Source organism: Microcystis sp. M165S2, assembly GCF_020245885.1.
Taxonomy (GTDB): Bacteria; Cyanobacteriota; Cyanobacteriia; order Cyanobacteriales; family Microcystaceae; genus Microcystis.
Genome location: NZ_JADBTZ010000102.1, coordinates 1 through 20798, shown reverse-complemented (window position 1 = coordinate 20798; position 20798 = coordinate 1). Strand labels below are relative to the sequence as shown.

Sequence of the window (20798 nt, the reverse complement as noted above, 5' to 3'; positions counted from 1 at the left end):
CCCCCAACCCCCAACCCCCAACCCCCACCGAAAAACTTTTTCAGCAGACCCTAGTTAGCCAAAACCTTTACACTTGAGATAATTATCACGATTCCTAGAGCCATGACTAAAAGGGAAAGCCCTATATCGAAGGAAACAATCAAGAGCCTAACATTAGATATAGAAGGCTCACTGTTGTCTTTTGATAAATTTATCAAGGCTCAAGAACAATTAGCAATACTACTCCATGAAGTAGATAAAACCCTTGCTAACAAAAATCGCCCCCTGATAAATTGGAGAATCTCTCAAGTTCATAGTGGAAGTATTCATCTTACTTTAGAAGGAATGCCTCAAGATCAGATTACACCTAGTCAAATTTCTGAAGTTATTAAGACTGTAGAAAGGGGAATAGTAACAATTTTAGAACATCCGATTCGCCCTAAGTATTTTTCTGATCGAGCTTTAGAAAGTGCGCGATCATTAGCAATATTGAAAAAAAGAGATGAGTTTATGGTGCAATTGGGCTTTGATTCGAGGTGTATCGACTTAAATCAAGCTTTGATTGCTAATGTTGATGAAATTATCGGGGGAAAATATCAAAGTTTTGGTACTGTAGAAGGTGTGCTTAAAGCTATTGATGTAAGTCGTCAACCTATTTTTAGAGTTTACAATTTATTGACTAATAAAAGTGTCAAATGTTACTTTAAAACAAATTTACTTGATAATATCAAAGAATATCTAGAAAAAAGAGTCTCTGTATCGGGGATAGTTACCTCTAGAGAAGATGGGGAAAAAATCGGGATTAAAGTTGAGTCAATTGATATTTTTCCTGAGGAAAAAGATTTACCTAGCATTGAGGAAATGATCGGAATTTTGGGAGGAAGTAATTGATTCGTTCATCAAAAAAGCTACACTACTGGGATTCTTGTGTTTTTTTAGCTTTCCTGAAAAATGAAAAGGATAAAATTAATGATTGTATTTCTGTTCTCAAAGCAGCCGAAAATGGTCAGGTAATAATTGTGACTTCTGCTCTTACTTTTATTGAAGTGGTGAAATTAGAAAAAGGACAGCCAAAATTACCTAAAGAAAGGGAGGAAAAAATCTCTGATTTTTTCCGACATGAGTGGATTTATATTTATGATGTGGACAGAAAAGTTGGCGAACTAGCCAGAGAATTGATGTGGCAATATCAGGCACTAAAACCTAAAGATGCAACTCATGTGGCGACTGCAATTAAAGCCAGAGTGGATGTTTTAGATACTTTTGATGACTACTTGCTGAAACTCTCTGGAGAAATCGGTGATCCTCCCTTAATAATTAGAAAACCTTTTTTTGAAGTTCAACTTGATCTTTTTTGAAAAAATACCCATTCCCGCGCAGGAAAATTACAAATCGAATTACCGAACACAAAAGGTCTAAATTGATAGGAATACCTTCAACAAGCCTAAATATTCACAAAGATCAATATATTGAAACAGATTTTGATTTAGTGATTACATCTCTTGCCAATGCTTTTTTTCAGACCAATTTAGAAACGGGACTATTTGTTTGGAAGCCCAACCAAAAGAGCAAATATTTTTAAGTAAAATTAATATTAATAATCAAAAAGAAGCCCTTTTTAAAATGTACGTTGCCAGAAGTAAAGATTTAACAGCAAATCCAACCAATAATATCAAGTGTTCTCGCCAGAAATGCCAGGATCAAAACTGTAATTTCATCCCTAATTATCCCAAAATTTTCTTTGATGTTAATACGGCTGAACCTCTACAACCATGGCTCCCGATCGAAAAAATAGAGGATTTACTTGATTAAAATTAGCAATCAAGATATATCGAATAAACTTAATTGTAGAGGTGTAAATCTTGCAGGTTTCTGAAGATCATAATTGGCAATAAATACCTCCTTGCCCTTGCGTCTTTCACTCTGATAACCATGTTCTAATTTCAACCCATTTTTTTGATCATCAGTTCGATTAATAGTGTAATTCCATTCATTATCTTGTAAAGAAATACACCAATCATACATTTCTCTAATTTCGGAGCAATTATCATAAGTCAAAATAAATTTAAATCGATGTTGATGTTTTTTCAACGTCTTACATAACCTTTCATGATCTTCTAGACTGAAGAAGCAGGAATAGAATTTATTTTGATCTGCTTGAAAGTAAGGAGGATCGACAAATAAAAAGTAATCATCGGGTAATTGATTGATTAAATCTTCAAAATCTAAACAAGATAAACTGACATTTTGCAGTTTTTCCGAAGTGGTTTTTAGGTGAGAAGGCCAGTTTTCAGGACGCATAGAATACTTATCACCATAGCCCCAATAACAATTTTCAAGTTTCATAATTCCTGAGTAGGAAGTTCTATTTAGATAATACCAACGCATGGCTCTTTCTAGGTCATTGGCTGGTTGAAATTCATTTTTATAATAATTGTGTAATTCTTTGGTAGCGTTTAGATCTTTTAATAATTCAATTAGACTATCAAGATGGTCTTTGATATGTCGATAACAGTTCATTAATTCTTCATCTTTGTCATTGAGAATATTCTCTGCTACACTTTCCTTAGCAAAGAATATAGATGCTCCCCCCGCAAAAGGTTCACAATACTTATGGTGACTGGGAAGACAAGCTAAGATTAGCTTACGGGCATAAAATTTACCGCCGGGATAACGAAAAGGAGAATTACTAAGTTTTTTAGCGATTTTGGACATTATCTTCAATTTTAGAGGCTTTTCTTTGAGATTATTTTAACAAAATTACGATATTTTCTCTAGGAATGTCAGAGAAGTTCGGTTTTACCGTGGATAACGTGGTAGCGAAGGCAAAAGCGTTGTTAGGTTAATTAAACTTTGCTTTTGTGGAAAAAGCCCGCGAAAGCGTTTTTTTTTGTGTTAAGATGGAACTATATCGTGCAAAGGGTTGACTGGGTGATTCCTTTTACAGACATAGAACTACAAACAGCATGGAGAGAAAATCAAGGAGCGGCAAAGGTCGGAACCAGAACTAACGCTCATCGTTTATTGCTATTTTACTCCGTTGAATGTGGTCTCAAAGCGGTTTTACTGAAAAGACAAAGTAAAGATTGCACCGATTCTTGTCCAGAATTACGTGAAGTGCGGCATGATATAAATAAGTTACTAGACAAACTAGCTGCAGGAGAAAAACTAAAACTTCCCTCACAATTAAGTATGAACCCTTTAGAAAATAATCAAGAGAGAAAGTTAAAAAATAATCAAGAGAGAAAGTTTTCTTGCGGTGAAATTAATCAAATGTGGCGATATGGGGGATGCTGTAAAAATATTGAGGATAGTGAATTAGAAAAAAAATTGTTAGATATATTAAGTTGGATTGCACAGGAGTTGCAGGGACTATGAGAAGACGGCCATTACTAACTTGGTTTGATATTAAAAGAAAAATTGCTTGCGAAACTGCTAACGGAAATGACTTACCTGATGGTATTGTTAAAATTAGTTGTTTTAGTAGTGCTTTCGAGATTGGTATTCAAAATCAAGATGATCAACACAAAGCTAACTCAATATTAAAGGAATGGTTTGGAGATTGGTATCAAGAATCAGAACAAATTATTCAGCTAGATATTGATAATGCTTCTATTCCTGTAGAATTTATTTTAATAGATAATAGTTCTGATTTTTCTCCATCGATTCGACCTTTTTGGCAGGAAGTCGCTTATTTAAAAGCAAATACAGATTCAGATCAATCGGATAGTTTTTTGCCAAATGCTTATCAAGATAAGCCAGAAATTGTTGCTTTTTATTCCTTTAAAGGTGGTGTGGGAAGAACCCTACATTTAGCTGCTTATATTCTTGCTCTCTTAGCAAGAGCAAAAGAGATAAATAAACCAGTTAAAATTTTAGTTATTGACTCAGATTTAGAGGCTCCGGGGTTAACCTATTGGCAAAGGTATGAAAATCAAGAGGCAACCGTATCTTTGAGCAATTTTTTAGAAGTTTATCAATATCCCAAGCCATCTCTAGAGGTGGCACTCTCTTGGGTAACTCAAGAAATTAAGAAAACTGCCAAACAGCAAAATAAATCAACTTTATATTTTTTACCCGCTTTTATTGAAGAAGAAGAACTCTTAGATACTCCTATACTGCCAGAAAATTTAGCTAGAAATCCATCGGGTGCTTGGGAGGTAGGGGATGCAATTCATCAATTAGGGCAAAAATTAGCAGTAGATTATATATTTATTGATTTAAGAGCAGGATTAAGTGAAATTTCTAGCCCAATTTTATTTGACTCTAGAATCCAAAGATTTTTAGTAACAACAGTTAATGAGCAATCTTGGCGAGGTGTCAGGATGGTTTTAGAAAAAATTGGCTTACTAGCTCCCAGTGATTCAAAAGTAAAGGATGATAATTATTATGATCCTTCGATAATTATTAGTTTTTTAACCCCAGAAGTCAGAAATTTATCAGCATTTGAGAATATTTTAGAGCAATTACAGTCGGCTTATGTTCAACCAAAAGATGAGATTTTATATATTGCTAGACTGGATATTAAAGAAACTTATTTTGCCCAAGAGTTACTATATATTAACAATTGGGACGAAGCTCAAAACAAATTAAGTTCAACTTCCTTGATGGAACTGGCAAGAGAATGGGCAGAAGATAAATTACCTAGTAATAGCATTGCATCAGTCACACCTTCAGATAACTCCTTAGATGATGTGAAAAAACTCAGGGATACTTGCAATAAATATATTTATGCAGAAAAGGGAGAAGGGGAAGATTTACTCATTACCGAGCCATTGAAAAATCTCGCTCGTAATTTTCAAGATAAACTACCTAATGTTATCTCAATTGGTGCTAAAGGTGCGGGAAAAACCTTTAATTATATTCAGCTATCTCGCCTACAGTCTTGGGAAAAATTTTTAAATAAAGTTGATCCTCAAAATCAAGAAAATCTCGGTTTAATATTTCCTTTACTGCAATCACAAAATTTAAATGATAAGGCCAAAAAGATTCTTGAGCAAGCACGGCAAAATGTTAATAATGTTCTTAATAATGATTATCAATTTTCCTCCTCGGATTTAAGAGACAGAATCACGCAGTCGCTATCAAATCAGGATTGGGATGAGGTTGATTGGACAAATTTTTGGATCAAAGAAATTTCGAGAGTTTTAGGTTATAATCCTGAAAATTGTCAATTACATAAACTGCATGAATACCTTCAACAAAAAAACTCGAAGATTATATTTTTATTTGATGGATTAGAAGATGCTTTTCCTAATGTTGCCAATGATAACCGTCAACGAAAAGCCTTGAAAGCTTTGATCGATTATTTACCCAATAAATTCTCAGAAATTAGGCAATCTAATCTCGGATTGATTGTCTTTCTGCGTCGAGATTTCTTGAGAAATACAATCACACAAAACTCGCAACAATTTGAAAACTTATATCGTAATTATGATCTATCTTGGAATCTAGAATCGTTTCTTAAACTTTCCTATTGGCTCTGCATACAATCATCGGTTATTAATGCTAACCCTCAAGATTTATTCGATTGTTCAATTGAAGATTTAAAAGAAAAACTAGAACGACTTTGGGGCAAAAAATTAGGAGCAGATAATGCAAGAGAAGCTAAGTCAGACAATTGGATTTTTGCCGCTTTAACCGATTTTAATGGAAGACTGCAAGCGAGGGATATTGTGAGATTTTTGTATCATGCTGCTAATATTACTGTAGAAAACAAACAAGACATACAATTTTCTAAATGGTCGAATACTAGACTGTTACCTCCCCAACCGATTCGACGAGCGCTTGAACCCTGTAGTCGAGAAAAAGTTAGAGAGTCTGAGGAAGAATATCCTATATTTAAAAGCTGGGTACAAAAAAGTTTACCTACATATAGTGATAAAAAAATTCCTTTTTCTCTAGAACAGTTTAATCTGAATGCTGATACAGTCAATATTCTTGAGCAAATGGGAGTAATTTATGAGGACAAGGATAAAGAAGATGCAGTTCGTTATTATATGCCCGAAATATTCCGTGAAGGGTTAGGATTTTCTAGTCAAGGTGCGCGTCCTCGTGTTCTAGCTTTAAAGCGCAAAGTTTTGGGGAAATCAAATTTTTAATGATTCGAGCTTTTTTGAAATGACTATATGATTGATTGTTATCAGCTTTTCAAAACAGGATTTGCTATTACCTAGCATTGGGGAATTGATTCGTTCATCAAAAAAGCTACACTACTGGGATTCTTGTTTTTTTTAGCTTTCCTGAAAAATGAAAAGGATAAAATTAATGATTGTACTTCTGTTCTCAAAGCAGCTGAAAATGGTCAGGTAATCTGTTACCGCCGCCTACTCTAGTGCAGTCAAACCCGATCACCCGAAGCCATCAAAAGTATCCAGGGTGCAGGAGTTGAACCTGCCTAGGACGAATTATGAGTTCGTTGCCTCAACCGCTCGGCCAACCCTGGGTTATACTATTAACTCATTATAGATCGGTAGTTACTCCGAACGTGAAAATCCAGCCCCACCAAGATGAAAAAATTTTCAATCAGCACCTCCTTGCAGTTAGGACTCCTTTTGATGGTAGCCATGTTAGCCGCCGGCTTCGGTAGCGGTTGGGTAGCCTATCAATTGGGAATCGCCTCCCTGAAGGGAGTCAGTCAACCGGATATCAATCCCGCTAAAAAGTTTACCAACGATCGCACCAGTTATGGTCGCAATCAAACTTTTATCCCCGTGAAAGAAGAAGAAGTAATTAAAAGAGTGAGAGTTTATATGCAACAACAGAAAAACAAACCGCAATCAAAGGATGAAACCAAAGGATAGACTTCAAAAAAGGCGAATTTTGCCTTTTCGCTATGGATAATCAGGATTTATTGACTCGTTTAATTTTAGTCTTTTTACTAATCGTCCTCAATGCTTTTTTCGTAGCGGCCGAATTTTCGCTTGTGTCTGTCCGTCGCACCCGCGTCAGTCAGCTAGTAGCTGCGGGAGATGTGCCAGCGCAGACGGTACAATCTCTACAAAGAAGTCTCGATCGCTTACTTTCCACTACCCAATTAGGCATCACCCTTTCTAGTTTAGCTTTAGGTTGGATCGGGGAGAGTACCATGACCGTTTTTGTGAAGAAATTACTAAGTTTTTTACCCTTTTCTTTAAACTGGCAAAATCTTCTCTCCCATGGTTTTTCTCTTTGTCTAGCTTTTTTAATCGTGGCCTATCTCCAGATAGTTTTTGGGGAACTTTATCCCAAATCCCTAGCTTTAATTTATGCCGAACCGATGGCGCGATTATTAGCGGCACCTATTGGCGTTATTTCCCGGATTTTTAAGCCTTTTATCGGTATTATTAACCAATCAACTCGTTTTTTATTGGTTTTAACCCGTATCCCCGAAGTGGATCTACAGCGTTCTAGTCGGGTAACTTCCGAGGAATTACAATTAATTATCAGCATGGAAGGGGAATTAACGGGATTAGAAGCTGCGGAAAGGAAAATTTTAAATAATGTTTTCCAGTTTAGCGAAATCACTGCCGCGGAAATCATGGTTCCCCATAACCGTTTAATAGCTATTTCCTCGGCCGCAACTTTTGAGGAATTACTGCTCCAAGTAGTTAACAGTGGCTATTCTTGTTATCCTGTGGAAGGAGATTCCGGTGATGATATCCGTGGTCTGATCGATTTTAAAGATTTAGCTTTACCCCTTGCCGAAGGTCAGTTAAATTTAACAACTCCGATTAAACCTTGGTTAAAACCTGTGCGTTTTTTCCCCGAAACCACTGCTTTAAATGAATTACTAACAGTGATGCGGGAATCATCCTTAAAGATGGTTATCATTGTCGATGAATTTGGCAGAACAGCCGGTTTATTAACCCTAAAAGATCTAATCGGTGAGATTCTGGGAACTTTTTCCCCTAGTGATGAATCGGGAACAGTGGAATATCAACTCCTCGATGAATCGACTTTTCTCGTACAAGCACAAATGAATTTAGAGGACGTGAACAAAGCATTAAATTTAAGTTTACCCTTGGCCGATGAATACCAAACCCTAGCCGGTTTTGTCCTACATCATTGGCAAAAAATACCGCGGGTGGGAGAACAATTATATTACCAAAATTTAGAATTTACCATTATTTCTAAGGTCGGCCCTCGCTTGGAACAAATTAAGATTTATCGGCAACAACTATCCTCATGATATAAATAAGAAACAACTTTTCTCATTGCTCCTTCTTGATTGTTAATCGAGTCAATAGCTGCCCACTCCTGTCACCATGAAACACCTTTTGACAATCCTCCCCCTCAGCTTGGGATTAATTGCCCTCACCCCCGCAAATTTGCCCCTAGAACGTTTTGAAATCTCACAATTAGGAACATCTACGGGATACGATGAACGACTGCTAACGGACAAAAAAACCCTCCTACAAGCGATCGATCATAGTTTACGTTATCTGAATAGCCAGGCAGCGATCCGCGCCTATCAAAATTATCCTATTCCTGAAATAACTCGTCAGCGAGTGCATCGTTCCTTAGTACGTTTTCGTCAATTAGTGCAGAATTCTCCCACTCCCGCAGCTCTACAAAAGGCAGTTAAAAAAGAATTTATTTGGTATCGTTCTTTGGGTAATGATAGCCAGGGAAATGTTAAATTTACTGGTTATTTTCAGCCAATTTATCAAGCAAGTCGCCAAAAAAACGCCGAGTATAAATATCCTCTCTATCGCCGACCTGCTAACTTTTCTCGCTGGTCTAAACCCCATCCAGCTAGGGTAGAATTAGAGGGAAAAGATGGTTTACTGGGGGAAAATAGCCGTCTAGCGGGATACGAATTAGTCTGGTTAAAAGATCGCTTAGAAGCTTATTTAGTTCATGTGCAAGGTTCGGCGAAATTACGTTTACCTAATGGTCAAATTATCAGCATCGGTTTTGATGGCAATACCGAGCATCCCTACACAAGTCTGGGAAAAGAAATGATTGCCGATGGTATTTTTCCTGCTGAGGGTTTAACCTTACCAATGGTTTTAGATTTTCTCAGAAATAATCCCGAGCAATTAAAGAATTATATTCCCCGCAATAATCGGTTTATTTTCTTTCGAGAAACCCACGGCGCGCCTGCCACTGGTAGTCTTGGAGTTCCGGTTTTACCGGAAAGATCGATCGCTACAGATAAAAGTATTTTCCCCCCCGGTGCTTTAGCATTAATTGAGACAGAAATTCCCCAGGGAAATCTTAATAAAAAATTAGTTAGTCGCTATGTTCTCGATCAAGATACTGGCAGCGCGATTAAAGGTACTGGGAGGGTAGATATTTTTATGGGAACAGGAAAAAATGCTGGCGAGCGAGCCGGTTTAATTAATACTCCTGGTCAATTATATTATTTATTATTGAGGGAATAGGAAATAGTATATGTATAATTAAGATACACTTGCCAGAATCAGTTATCGGTTATCATATGTAAGGGAGGATTTTAAAAATAGAATGATGGAAAAAAACACAAATATAGATTGGTCGGATTGTGGTCCAATTACTTTAGTAGTCGTGCAGCCGACTTCTTTTTGTAATCTCAATTGTGATTACTGTTATTTACCCGATCGCCACTTAAAAAATACCTTATCCTTAGATTTAATCGAGCCGATTTTTCAGAGGGTTTTTAGCAGTCGTTTTCTCCAAAATGATTTTACCATTTGCTGGCACGCCGGCGAACCCTTAGCAGTTCCCATCAGTTTTTATGAAAGTGCCTTTGCTAAAATTGCGGAAGTTAGCGAGAAATATAATCAGCAGGGTTACTGTTTTCGTCATTCGGTACAAACTAACGCCACTTATATTAACGATGCTTGGTGTCAATTATTTAAAAAGCATGATGTTTATGTGGGAGTCAGTCTTGATGGACCAGCTTTTATTCACGATATCCACCGGCAAAACCGCAAGGGAACTGGCAGTCATGCTGCTACAATGCGGGGGATTTCTTTCTTGCAAAAACATGAAATTGATGTGAGTGTCATCGCTGTTTTAACAGAAGATTCTCTCGACTATCCCGACGAAATTTTTAACTTTTTTTGGGATCATGGTCTTACCGATGTGGCTTTTAATATGGAAGAAACCGAGGGTATTCATTCGCAATCTTCCTTGGATAAATTAGGCATTGAACAACGTTATCGCCAGTTTATCGCCAGATTTTGGGAGTTAGTCACGGCCAAACAAGGAGAATTTAAGCTGCGGGAATTTGAATCGATCTGTAGTTTGATTTATGCCGATGAACGCTTAGAAAATACCGATATGAATCGACCTTTTATGATTGTCAATTTCGATCATAAAGGTAATTTTTCCACCTTTGATCCGGAATTACTATCGATTAAAACCCAACCCTACGGTGATTTTATCTTTGGTAATGTTTTGAGCGATTCTCTGGAATCTATCTGTGAAACCGAGAAATTTCAACAAATTTACGCTGATATGCGCGGTGGAGTCGATTTATGTCGGCAAAAATGTGATTATTTTGGGGTTTGTGGGGGGGGTGCCGGTAGTAACAAGTATTGGGAAAATGGCACTTTCAACTCCACAGATACTAAAGCCTGTTTATACCGGATTAAGTGCATCACCGATATAGTTCTCGATCGCCTAGAAAATTTATTAGAAGTTTAAAGATTTTTTTAGTTATCAGTTATCAGTTCATTGATTACTGTTTACTAATAACTTATGAAAAAAACCTGATCTAAATACCATTTTTCCAAAGTAACGACAGAGATGGTCATGCCTGCTACGAATAAAGAAAAATGGTATTATTCTTCTTCTAAACTTAATCCTAACGCCTGTAAGCGTTCCGCTAGTCGATCCGCACGTTTTTTTTCTTTATCGGCACGTTTCTTTTCTCTATCAGCGCGTTTCTTTTCTCTATCAGCGCGTTTCTTTTCTTGACGCATTTGAGACTCTAACTCAACAGTTGTTAAAAATTTCTCTCCATCAGGACGATACAATTCTAAACTAGATTTATCCCAGATAAAACGCATACCTAAACGGGGACTTATCCAGTCATTGATGGGGATAATTTCTCTTAACTTTTCTCCCTGTCTTTGCCATCCTTGTAAACGACAGCGCATCGGGTTATATAAATAGTATTCTTCTACACTATATGTGTCATAAAACTCTAATTTTCGACTCATTTCTGCTTTTGTATTCTTCGGTGATAGAATTTCAAAAACCACTTGAGGAGCGATATTTTCTTCCTGCCATTGACGATAGGAACCCCTCCGTCCTTTGGGACGGCCAAAGGCTACCATCACATCGGGAGCAACCGGTGAAACCAAAGTAGAACGCAGAGGATACCAGAGTAAATCTCCGGCAATAAACACCTTAGGGTCATCCGCAAAGATAATCTCTAAATTCTCCTTAATTTTGACAATCCACTCATATTGTTCGGTATTATCTGCCATCGGTTGACCATCGCTATCGGGGAAAAGAAGATCGTCGTCAATATCAAGATAACTAACCATTGTCTTTTATTTTTAATAGATGGTTTTTTTCTGATTATAGCAAGATTTTTATCGATCATGAAAGCTGAAATTAAAATATATTAATAGGAATTATGAATTATCAATTAAGAATTGGGGAGATGGGGTAATGGGGTATGGGGAGAAAAAGCTGAAAAAGGTCTTAAGCGGCGGTTATATCTATTAAAGTCTATATTTATCAAAAAATTAATTGACTAGAATCTATAAAAACGTTAGGATTGATGGTGACAAATAGTTGTTATTGAGAAGGGGATAAGAACTTGATACAGGCAACCCTGCACCAGTTAAGGGTTTTTGAGGCTACCGCTCGACACAGTAGCTTTACCAAGGCGGCCGAGGAGTTATTTATCACTCAACCTACCGTCTCAACCCAAGTCAAACAACTCACCAAAGCCGTGGGTTTACCGCTATTCGAGCAAATTGGCAAACGTTTATTTTTAACCGAAGCGGGTAAGGAATTACTGTTCACCTGTCAAGAGATTTTTAATAAATTGGACAACTTTCAAATGAAAGTGGCCGATATTAAAGGAACTAGACAGGGAAAGCTGACTTTAGGCGTAATTACTACCGCTAAATACTTTGTACCGCGATTACTGGGGGCATTCTGTCAACAGTATCCCGGTATTGACATCGCCCTGCAAGTGACTAATCATCAGAAACTGCAAGAGCGAATGTTAAACAACGAGGATGACCTCTATATTCTCAGTCAACCGCCAGAAGAAGTGGAACTTTGTTCTCAGTCTTTCCTCGAAAATCCCCTAGTGGTGGTGGCGCGACGAGATCATCCATTGGTGGGTAAGAAAAATCTCCCCCTTGAATCCCTCAACCAGCAACCTTTTATTATGCGCGAATCGGGATCTGGAACCCGCCAAGCGGTACAAAAATTATTTAATCTCCACGATATTAAGGTGAAGGTGCGCTTGGAATTAGGCAGTAACGAGGCGATTAAACAGGCTATTTCTGGCGGTTTAGGACTATCGGTACTATCTAAGCATACTCTCATCTCGGAAGGGGAAAACGGCGAATTAGCCATCCTCGACGTGGAACATTTTCCGATTCAGCACAATTGGTACGTTTGTTACTTGGCCGGAAAACAACTTTCCGTGATTGCTGATGCTTTTTTAAAATACCTGCTGGAAGCTAGTCAAACTATCCCGATTAATGCCCCGTTAAAAAATGGTGACAGCTTATTAGTGAGCCATTAAACCTTAAACTTTAATTCAGGATCATTTTTTTTCTTGAGGTGTTTATATGTTCGAGTCCTTCAGCCAGACTATCTGGTTGGTACCTCTTTACGCCTTTGCGGGCGCACTTCTCGCTCTACCTTGGTCTCCCGGTATTATCCGGCAAACCGGCCCGCGACCGGCCGGTTATCTGAACTTGATCATGACTTTCTTGGCTTTTTTCCATAGCCTTTTTGCTTTGATCGCCGTTTGGGGTCGTCCGCCTCAATCCATAGCATTTAATTGGCTAAATGCCGCAAATTTAAGCATATCTTTAGATGTGCAGATTTCAGCTGTTAATATTGGGGCGTTACTGCTAATTACCGGCTTAAACCTCGCCGCTCAGGTATATGCGATCGCCTATCTAGAAATGGATTGGGGTTGGGCAAGGTTTTATTCTCTCGTCGCCCTCTTTGAAGGGGGTATGTGCGCCCTAGTTATCTGTAATTCGCTATTTTTCAGCTATTGTGTGCTAGAAGTTCTCACCCTCGGCACTTATCTGCTGATTGGTTTCTGGTTCAATCAATCTCTGGTGGTGACGGGGGCGCGGGATGCTTTTCTGACTAAACGGATTGGCGATTTAATCCTGTTGATGGGAGTAGTGGCCCTTTTACCCCTTGCGGGAACATGGAACTTTGACCAATTGGCAGAATGGGCGGCCACAGCCAATTTAAACCCCAATGTGGCTAATTTACTCTGTTTAGCCCTGATTGCTGGTCCGATGGGCAAATGCGCTCAATTTCCTCTACATTTATGGCTAGATGAGGCCATGGAAGGACCGATGCCAGCGACAATTCTGCGGAATACCGTCGTCGTTTCCACTGGTGCTTGGTTATTAGTGAAATTAGAGCCGGTGCTACAATTATCGCCCTTAACCTTGCAGGTGATGACCATTGTTGGCTCTGTTACTGCCATCGGTGCTGGGTTAATTGCGATCGCCCAGATCGATGTCAAGCGCTCCCTTTCCTATTCCGTCAGTGCCTACATGGGACTGATTTTTATCGCTGTTGCCACCGGACAAACGGAAACCGCTTTAGTGTTACTCTTTACATACGCGATCGCTATGTCCCTGTTAGTCATGGTGGTGGGTAACATCATTTGGAATAATATCAGCCAAGATTTAAGCCAATACGGCGGTTTATGGTCCCGTCGTCCCGTTTCTGGTATTTGTTATCTCGTTGGTGCAGCTAGTTTAGTCGCACTGCCTCCCTTTGGTGGTTTTTGGGCATTAGCGCGCATGGGCGATCGCCTCTCGGAAATCAGTGGTTTACTGTTATTAGTGCTATTGTTGGTCAATGCCTTAACTGCTTTTAGTGTCACTAGAGAATTTTGCGTTTTCTTTGGCGGTAAAATCAAACCGATGACCCTGCGCTCTCCGGAAGCTCTTTGGCCCTTAGTTATACCCATGACTGTGACCATGGGTTTCGCCATTCATGTGCCGATTTTATTAGCGCAATGGCATTTATTACCAAGTAACTTAAATCTGGGAGTGGCTTTTCTCTTGGTACTTTCCACCGCTGCTGGCGTAATTCCAGCAGCCTATGTTTACCTGAATGATAATATCCCCAAACCGATCGTTTTTCAACCCAAAGCTCTTCAAGATTTCTTTGCCAACGACCTTTATACAGCCCAATTGTATAAAGTTACCATCGTTTTTGTCGTCGGATTAATCTCGCAAATTATTAACTGGATCGATACCTTTCTGGTGGATGGTGTCGTTAACCTGGTGGGATTAGCCACGGTTTTTGGTGGTCAGAGTTTGAAATATAACGTTTCGGGCCAAACCCAATTTTACTTTCTGTCGATTATTTTGGGGGTCGCTTTGATCGGTATTATCATCTGTTGGCCGTTGTTATCACAGATTTCTCTAGTTTTCAGTTAAAGATTTGATAACTTAGGCTTTTCTTTAGTATCCCTTGCCCCGACAATAGGACTTGTCCTGATTAATGGAAACAACTAGCTATGTTCAATACCTCTCGTCGCCAATTAATCCGTTATGGTGGTGGTTTTTTGGGAACTGGTCTGGCCGCTACTATTTTAGGCTCGCAACTGTCCCAAACTAACGCCCAAACTGCTGTTAATTCTGAGCCATGGCTGACTGCTCAAAATAAAGGATTGACCCCCGACCAAGCTTTAACTATGCTCATGGAAGGCAATCAACGTTTCTGGGAACGAAGACAAAAAAGTCCTAACCGCGATCAAGCTCGACTCACAGAAGTGGCCGAAAGTCAAGCCCCTTTTGCGGCAATTTTGGGCTGTGCCGATTCTCGCGTGCCGGCAGAAATCGTTTTTGATCGCGGATTAGGAGATCTATTTGTTTGTCGGGTAGCGGGAAATTTAGCCACTTCCGAAGAAATTGGTAGCCTCGAATTCGGCACGTTGGTATTAGGAGCTAAGGTAATTATTGTTCTCGGCCATTCCCGTTGTGGAGCGGTAAAAGCCACCATTGAAGGGGGTCGTTTTCCCGGACAAATCGGTCGTTTAATCGATGGATTACAGGTGGGAGTTGATCGAGCCGAAAGACAACCCGGTTCTAACAAACTTGAGCGAGCAATTAAATCCAATGTTAACTATCAAGTAGAGAAATTAGGCAAATCCCCAGTTATCGGTGAATTAGTGGACGGCAAACAATTAAAAGTTGTCGGAGCCTACTATGATCTCGATAGCGGAAAAGTGAGTTTAATTTAGTCAATTCCAGATTAGTCATCGTGTTGGTTGGCTAATCGTTTTCTCATCCCAGTCATTGTAAATTCGATCGATACCAATATGCTCAGTACCCTGCTTTGGTTGCCAATAATTGGAGCAATTATCGTCGGTCTTTTCCCCGATAAATTTGCCCCAGCAAAATTACGTCAAATTACCCTCTTTTTTGTTGCCGCCGTCCTCTTTTGGTCTTTATATCTGCTGACCCAATATAACTTAACCAGCAATGGCTTTCAATTTTCTGAATACCGCGAATGGGCAAAACCAATCGGTTTAAGTTATAACCTCGGAGTCGATGGTTTGTCCTTACCGTTAATTATTTTAAACTGTTTCTTGACAGGAATAGCTATCTATAGTAGCGAAGAAAAAATAGAGCGTCCCCGACTTTATTACATCCTAATCCTCCTGATTAACGCTGGGGTTTCTGGGGCATTAATGGCCAAAAACCTGCTGCTGTTCATCGTTTTCTATGAACTAGAATTAATCCCCTTTTATCTGATGATTGCTATCTGGGGAGGCGAAAAACGTGGCTATGCTTCGATTAAATTCCTTCTCTACACTGCCGTCTCCGGGTTATTAGTCCTAGCGGCATTTTTAGGCATAGGTTTCCTCAATGGCGGCACTTTTGACTATTCTTCCCTCTCGACCGCCGATTTCTCCCAAAAAACCCAATTACTGCTCTTAACTCTGCTGTTAGTGGGATTTGGCATCAAAATACCCCTCGTACCTCTCCATACTTGGCTACCGGATGCCTATACGGAAGCTTCCCCCGCTACAGCAATTTTATTAGGTGGTATCCTCGCTAAACTCGGTACTTATGGCTTAGTTCGCTTTGGTCTGCAATTATTCCCCGAAACTTGGTCTTTAATCGCCCCCGGACTGGCAATTGTCGGCGTTATTAGCGTTATTTACGGGGCCTTGAGCGCTATTGCCCAAAAAGACATTAAACGCATGGTGGCCTACAGTTCGATCGGTCACATGGGCTATATACTGGTAGCAGCCGCCGCCGGCACGGGTTTAAGCGTCCTTGGTGCCGTCGCGCAAATGATTAGCCACGGTCTCATTCTCGCCCTCTTATTTTATCTGGTGGGCATTGTCGAACGCAAAGCCGGAACTAGAGATTTAGACGTTTTAAACGGTTTAATGAACCCAATTCGCGGTTTACCCCTGGTTAGCGCCCTGTTAATTCTCGCCGGTATGGCCAGCGCCGGTATCCCCGGATTAGTGGGATTTGTGGCGGAATTTATCGTTTTTCAGGGTAGTTTTTCCCGTTTTCCCGTGCAGACGGTTCTCTGTATCATCGCTTCCGGTTTAACGGCGGTTTACTTTGTTATCCTGCTTAATCGCACCTGTTTTGGTAAATTGGATAACAAACTTGCCTACTATCCCAAAGTCTTGAAATCGGAAACTATCCCCGCTTTTGTCCTAATGGTATTAATCGTCTTTTTAGGTATTCAACCCAATTATTTAGTCCGTTGGATTGAACCCACCACTAACTCGATGGTTGCCAGCTTATCGGGAGAAGCAAAACCTAGTTTTGTCTTCAAAAAATCTCCGCAAAAGTCCTCAAAAACCAACTGGTTGAATCGGGGTAAATTTTTGAGTAATAGTTAGTTATCCCTTGCTGTTTCCGAATTATTGTAACCGCCGCTAATTACTTTACCTAAAACTATGACTGGGACATTAATCAAAGCCAAACTTCCCCCTTCTACTCACGAATTTGCCGAAATTATCCAGCGTTTAGAAGCGGGTGGATCCATGTTACCGGATACTCCCGAAAACCTGATGCAAATTATCGGGATTTATAAAGCTTATGCCGTACCGATGGATTTTTATTGGCGTGATCTTCTCTACATTGCCGAAAGAGTTTTCTTGGATCCTTTGCCCTTTTTTAAATATTTTCTGCCCCAAGAATACCTAGACCTACAAAATCATTACGCTGGCGATAATGCCGATTTACGCATCTGGCGCGGCACAGGTTCTGCTCACCCTGAATTGTTAGAATTCATGGATAAAGGTAAAACCCAAAAAATGCCCAGATTAATCCATCATCTTTGGCATGACCGAATTAATATGGAATTTGCCGAAGCTTGTATGCAAGCCATGTTGTGGCATGGCCGCGATATGGGTTGGGGTTTATTTGATGCCTATCTTGATTCAGAAGAATATCGCCAAAATGCCGACCGCGCTATTAAGGCCTATTTCAAGAAAAATCCCGTGATGATGAAACTTTATGACCTGTTCCCCGATATGTTCTTGGAACAGGTGCGGATGATGTCCTATTACTCCAATTTAGGACTATTCTGGGAAGTGATGGCTCCGGTGTTTTTCGAGATGTCCGATATCTACGATGAAGGCGGGTTTAAAGGTGTTCCTGATGCTATGAATTTCCTCGTTAATGGCATTTTTGCCATCGCTGGCCGGCCAATTTATCATCACGTTTATATTGATGGTCAATGCTACGAAATTATCCCCAAATCAAAGGCTTTTACTTGGCTTTATGAAGCGGCTTTACCCTATGTGGAAGCCGTCTTTTATCGTACTGCTCCCTTCCGGGGTACAAAGTCCTATAATGCCCAAGCAAAACAGGTTCCCTACCAACAAAAAGACTTTCACTATGGCATTCTTTACGCTGATGTTTTCCCCGTGGGTACTGCGGGAATCCCCCCCACATTGTTAATGGATGATATGTATCATTTCTTGCCCCAATATCTGATCGATTACTATCAGCAACAGTGCCGGGGGGAAGACGATATTTTGATTCAATTGGGGATTAGTTTTCAGCGATCGATGTATAATGTGACTTCGGCAGTTATTCAAGCTCTACGCACTGCTTTACTCTATCCCCTCGACGATCCTAATCCCAAACATTTACTCAAAAATCGTCAATTCTTTGAGGCACAAATGGACAGATTTAAACGTCCCGAAGCGCGTCTTAGAGATATCCAAAGTCCTAATTATCGTTGAGGTTTTTTGATTACTTTTCTGGTGGGTTTATAGCCCACCTTTTTTGATATAATGAGATGACCGACACCCAACCTCAAAAAAGATGACCACTTTTCCCATCATCGATAATAACGAGTCCTGTGCGGATGAGGTAAAATTTCCCCCTAGGGATATCTGGAGTGAGGAACCCCCCTTGGAAAGCTACGCTCATTTACAACAAATTCTGATTTTACTTCAGTCTTTAGAATGGTTATGGCAAGATCGTAATGATTATTTTGCCGCCGCTAATTTGAGCATTTATTATAGTCCTAATCAGAAAAAATCCGAGGATTTTCGCGGGCCAGATTTTTTTGTCGTTTTGGGAACAGAAAGACGCTTAGAGCGAAAAAGTTGGTTAGTTTGGGGAGAAGGGGGCAAATATCCCGATGTTATCGTGGAAATTCTGTCTCCTAGTACCGCCAAAATAGATCGCGGCGAGAAAAAACAAATTTATCAAGATATTTTTCGCACTCCCGATTATTTTTGGTTCGATCCTGAAACCTTAGAATTACAAGGATTTCGGCTCATGGAAGGGCAATATCAAGCAATTGAACCGACGGACAGGGGTTGGCTATGGAGCGATCGCTTAGGCTTATTTCTGGGTATTTATCAACAACAATTACGCTATTTTAATAGGGAGGCTGAATTAATTCCTACCCCCGCAGAAGTGGCTAAACAGGAACGTCAAGAGAAGGTTTTAGCTTTACAACAAATAGAACAATTAAAATCTCGCTTACGGGAGTTAGGAGCCGATTTAGAAGGTATTTAGAGCCAGTTTTTTTCAGTGAAAATAGGAATATTTTCCGTAAATTACCCCACCCCTCACCCATTTAGATAGTCAACAGCTTAGTATTTTTTGCCTCTTGCCTGACTGGGAGTCACAAGTCTAAGCTAAGAATAGCTTGCCAACCCGTCCCGACCACCGGATAACTGATAGAATGAATGATTCTAACGCTAATTCTCCCGCTCAATCCTCAGAAGAGACAATAGATGAAAGCAATTGGGTAGATCTGGGGGAAGAGGAGAAACCCCTAGATAAACCCACTGCCAAACCTATCCAACCATCTCCTCTCAAGTCTATCGCTACCCTGATCACGGTGGAGACGGCTTTTTTGGCCAGCGCTACCAGTTTAATCTGGTTAATTGACTATTATTTTCCCCTCGGACCGTTATTAAGGGTTTTCTTCCCGATTCCTATCGCTTTAGCCTATTTACGTTGGGGCGCTCGTTGTGCTTCCATGACAGCATTAGTTTCTAGTTTACTTTTGTCGGTGTTGATGGGACCGACTCGCAGTATCGTCTTTTTGATTCCCCACGGCTTGATGGGGTTACAATTGGGGCTATGCTGGCGCCGGGGTGCGCGCTGGGAATTTTCTATCTTGACTGGGGGACTGTTGGGGGCTTTTGGTTTATTCTTTCGTTTTTGGCTATTTTCAATTCTTTTAGGCGAAAATCTTTGGTTATATGTGATTACCCAAGCGACTAATTTTATCGATTGGATTTTCACCCAGTTAGGGATTCTCGCTAAACCGACGCTGCTGCAAGTTCAATCGATGGCAGTTGTGGGCATATTTGTCAATAGTTTATTATACCTATTTGCCGTGCATTTAGTGGCGTTATTAGTTCTTGATCGCCTCGGTAATCCGATTTCTCGTCCGCCCAAATGGGTGCAGGCCATACTAGATTATGAGTGATTATTTAGCGCTTTATCGTCAATATCTCCAGTCAATTAATCCGGTAGTCGATGGAGAGTTTTTAATCGCAGAAAATCTATCTACTAATTGGGATGAACCGGAAACGGCTTTAGATTTTCATAATTGTGCGGTGATGGCTTTAATTGAAGCGGAAAATTCCCCAATGCGATCAATGTATGTGGAGATGGCTTTTCAATCTCTGCAAAGAGTCCTAGAAATGGCGGTTTATCCCCTTGCTACTGCCCATTTAGCTTTAGTTTATTATCTAGTAGGCGATCGAGATTTAGCGGCACAAAATGCTTTTAATGCTTTAGTCCAAGTGCTATCATCGGTTAATGCTAATTATCCCTTGGGTTTAATTTACTATTTTCCTGCCCATAACCGACAGGAGTTATTAAGGGATTTATTGGAGACTGCTAATTATAACGAGCAAACCCTGATTTTATCTACAGAAATATTATATCGCTCATCCCTGGCTTTTTATAATCAAAATGGGGTCAGATTTCTGGAATTAGCTAATCATGTTAACCCCAATTCTTGTCATCTCAATCGTCAATTAGGTATCGCCAAATTAATTAATCAACAGCTAGAAGGTCGCCAATTCAAAAATGAAGTGCATCAATGTCTGATGATAATTCATAGAATACCTCAAAAGGGGTTCGATAGTCAAGACATTTTCGAGGACGATGATTAATTAATTCTACAGCTTTTTGAACTTCTTCCGGCTTGACTAT

18 protein-coding genes, 1 tRNA gene and 1 pseudogene are annotated in these 20798 nt (G+C 39.8%); 16 read left to right on the top strand and 4 right to left on the bottom strand.

Annotation, left to right across the window (positions count from 1 at the left end):
* Window positions 1-102 precede the first annotated feature (102 nt).
* The 3 genes from IM479_RS05515 to IM479_RS05505 all read left to right on the top strand — a co-directional run bounded on the left by IM479_RS05515 (window position 103) and on the right by IM479_RS05505 (window position 1791).
* A complete protein-coding gene (locus IM479_RS05515; RefSeq protein WP_287686495.1) occupies window positions 103-870 on the top strand; it encodes a hypothetical protein in 768 nt (255 codons plus the stop codon).
* On the top strand, window positions 867-1337 hold the full coding sequence (locus IM479_RS05510; RefSeq protein WP_287686496.1) for a type II toxin-antitoxin system VapC family toxin: 471 nt from the start codon (window positions 867-869) through the stop codon (window positions 1335-1337). Before IM479_RS05515 ends, IM479_RS05510 begins: the two co-directional genes overlap by 4 nt.
* Window positions 1338-1527: 190 nt before the next feature.
* Window positions 1528-1791, top strand: a complete 264-nt coding sequence (locus IM479_RS05505; protein ID WP_287686498.1) for a hypothetical protein — start codon at window positions 1528-1530, stop codon at window positions 1789-1791.
* Window positions 1792-1800: 9 nt separating this feature from the next.
* Here the strand turns inward: IM479_RS05505 and IM479_RS05500 are convergent, their stop codons facing one another.
* Window positions 1801-2694, bottom strand: a complete 894-nt coding sequence (locus IM479_RS05500; RefSeq protein WP_287686500.1) for a DNA adenine methylase — start codon at window positions 2692-2694, stop codon at window positions 1801-1803.
* A gap of 216 nt (window positions 2695-2910) precedes the next feature.
* On the opposite strand from IM479_RS05500, the gene IM479_RS05495 reads away from it, so the two are divergent.
* Both IM479_RS05495 and IM479_RS05490 read left to right on the top strand, forming a co-directional pair.
* Complete coding sequence (locus tag IM479_RS05495) at window positions 2911-3357, top strand: hypothetical protein (protein WP_287077919.1); 447 nt, start codon at window positions 2911-2913, stop codon at window positions 3355-3357.
* Window positions 3354-6080: a KGGVGR-motif variant AAA ATPase gene (locus IM479_RS05490; RefSeq protein WP_287077918.1), complete on the top strand. Its 2727-nt coding sequence runs from the start codon at window positions 3354-3356 to the stop codon at window positions 6078-6080. The genes IM479_RS05495 and IM479_RS05490 overlap by 4 nt, the downstream gene beginning before the upstream one ends.
* A gap of 271 nt (window positions 6081-6351) precedes the next feature.
* Here IM479_RS05490 and IM479_RS05485 read toward each other — a convergent pair.
* A tRNA-Ile gene (locus IM479_RS05485) sits at window positions 6352-6424 on the bottom strand.
* 64 nt (window positions 6425-6488) lie between these two features.
* Between IM479_RS05485 and IM479_RS05480 the strand changes: the two genes are divergently transcribed.
* The 4 genes from IM479_RS05480 (at window position 6489) to grrM (ending at window position 10593) form a co-directional block, all read left to right on the top strand.
* Entirely contained in the window at window positions 6489-6782 is a 294-nt protein-coding gene (locus IM479_RS05480) for a hypothetical protein (protein WP_061431314.1), read from the top strand.
* Between the two features lie 32 nt (window positions 6783-6814).
* Window positions 6815-8149 carry a hemolysin family protein gene (locus IM479_RS05475; protein WP_287686502.1) on the top strand — a complete coding sequence of 445 codons (1335 nt, stop codon included), beginning with the start codon at window positions 6815-6817 and terminating at the stop codon, window positions 8147-8149.
* 76 nt (window positions 8150-8225) lie between these two features.
* Window positions 8226-9347 (top strand): murein transglycosylase A, encoded by a 1122-nt coding sequence (gene mltA / locus IM479_RS05470; protein ID WP_287686504.1) that lies wholly within the window; start codon window positions 8226-8228, stop codon window positions 9345-9347.
* A gap of 85 nt (window positions 9348-9432) precedes the next feature.
* The gene (gene grrM, locus IM479_RS05465; protein WP_287686513.1) at window positions 9433-10593 is read left to right on the top strand and encodes a cyclophane-forming radical SAM/SPASM peptide maturase GrrM/OscB; all 1161 of its coding nucleotides are present in this window, start codon (window positions 9433-9435) and stop codon (window positions 10591-10593) included.
* 137 nt (window positions 10594-10730) lie between these two features.
* Here grrM and IM479_RS05460 read toward each other — a convergent pair whose 3' ends face one another.
* Entirely contained in the window at window positions 10731-11441 is a 711-nt protein-coding gene (locus IM479_RS05460; RefSeq protein ID WP_287699288.1) for a Uma2 family endonuclease, read from the bottom strand.
* 278 nt (window positions 11442-11719) lie between these two features.
* On the opposite strand from IM479_RS05460, the gene IM479_RS05455 reads away from it, so the two are divergent.
* The 7 genes from IM479_RS05455 to IM479_RS05425 all read left to right on the top strand — a co-directional run bounded on the left by IM479_RS05455 (window position 11720) and on the right by IM479_RS05425 (window position 20064).
* A complete protein-coding gene (locus IM479_RS05455) occupies window positions 11720-12664 on the top strand; it encodes a LysR family transcriptional regulator (protein WP_286827089.1) in 945 nt (314 codons plus the stop codon).
* 46 nt (window positions 12665-12710) lie between these two features.
* Window positions 12711-14564: an NAD(P)H-quinone oxidoreductase subunit F gene (locus IM479_RS05450; protein ID WP_287686508.1), complete on the top strand. Its 1854-nt coding sequence runs from the start codon at window positions 12711-12713 to the stop codon at window positions 14562-14564.
* 80 nt (window positions 14565-14644) lie between these two features.
* A complete protein-coding gene (locus tag IM479_RS05445) occupies window positions 14645-15370 on the top strand; it encodes a carbonic anhydrase (protein WP_287077913.1) in 726 nt (241 codons plus the stop codon).
* Window positions 15371-15448: 78 nt separating this feature from the next.
* Window positions 15449-16999, top strand: a complete 1551-nt coding sequence (locus tag IM479_RS05440) for an NADH-quinone oxidoreductase subunit M (protein WP_287686509.1) — start codon at window positions 15449-15451, stop codon at window positions 16997-16999.
* Window positions 17000-17056: 57 nt separating this feature from the next.
* On the top strand, window positions 17057-18352 hold the full coding sequence (locus IM479_RS05435) for a CO2 hydration protein (RefSeq protein ID WP_287077911.1): 1296 nt from the start codon (window positions 17057-17059) through the stop codon (window positions 18350-18352).
* Window positions 18353-18434: 82 nt separating this feature from the next.
* Window positions 18435-19139: a Uma2 family endonuclease gene (locus IM479_RS05430; protein WP_287686511.1), complete on the top strand. Its 705-nt coding sequence runs from the start codon at window positions 18435-18437 to the stop codon at window positions 19137-19139.
* 169 nt (window positions 19140-19308) lie between these two features.
* The gene (locus IM479_RS05425) at window positions 19309-20064 is read left to right on the top strand and encodes a DUF2232 domain-containing protein (RefSeq protein WP_287676803.1); all 756 of its coding nucleotides are present in this window, start codon (window positions 19309-19311) and stop codon (window positions 20062-20064) included.
* Window positions 20065-20666: 602 nt separating this feature from the next.
* Here the strand turns inward: IM479_RS05425 and IM479_RS05420 are convergent.
* A pseudogene (locus IM479_RS05420) lies at window positions 20667-20798 on the bottom strand (IS30 family transposase); the annotation flags it as partial.